Raw genomic sequence first — 520 nt, forward strand, 5'->3', positions numbered from 1 at the left:
AAGCTCACCAGCACGCCGCCCACGATGCCCGCAATCACGCCCGCCAGTAGCGGCGCGCCCGAGGCCAGCGAAATGCCCAGGCACAGCGGCAGCGCCACCAAAAACACCACTAACCCGGAGGGCGCATCCTGCCCGATGGTGCTGAAGAGCGGCTTGCGGGGCTGCGGCTCGGGAGCTGCCACCGGGGCCGCAATGCGCGTACCGGTCTGGGCCGGCGAAGAAATTACCTGGGTCATGGGCTTGCATAGACCGGCTTCCACGCATTACCCAAAATCTGGCAACGAGGGAACTCGGGATGCAAGGTTATCGCAGCGCTATTAAGGCTGAGTTAAAGGCGAATTAAAAGCAGATTAAAAGGCTAATGACGCGGCCGGAGTGCCTCCGTCGGCGCAACTACTACCGGCCACTCCAGCCACACCTGCGTGCCCTGGCCCAGCTCGCTCTCTACCCGCACCATACCACCGTGCAGCGCCATGATGCGCGCCGTGAGCGGCAGCCCGATGCCGTGCCCCGGCACTGC

The 520-nt window shown here is 64.4% G+C and carries 1 protein-coding gene and 1 pseudogene; both read right to left on the bottom strand.

Features of this window, described 5'->3' with window-relative positions:
• Window positions 1-236: pseudogene (locus ACYVDE_RS25980) on the bottom strand (hypothetical protein); the annotation flags it as partial.
• Window positions 237-358: 122 nt separating this feature from the next.
• Window positions 359-517 (bottom strand): ATP-binding protein, encoded by a 159-nt coding sequence (locus tag ACYVDE_RS25985; protein ID WP_460504382.1) that lies wholly within the window; start codon window positions 515-517, stop codon window positions 359-361.
• Between the last annotated feature and the right edge of the window lie 3 nt (window positions 518-520).

It is taken from the genome of Hymenobacter agri (assembly GCF_054778495.1).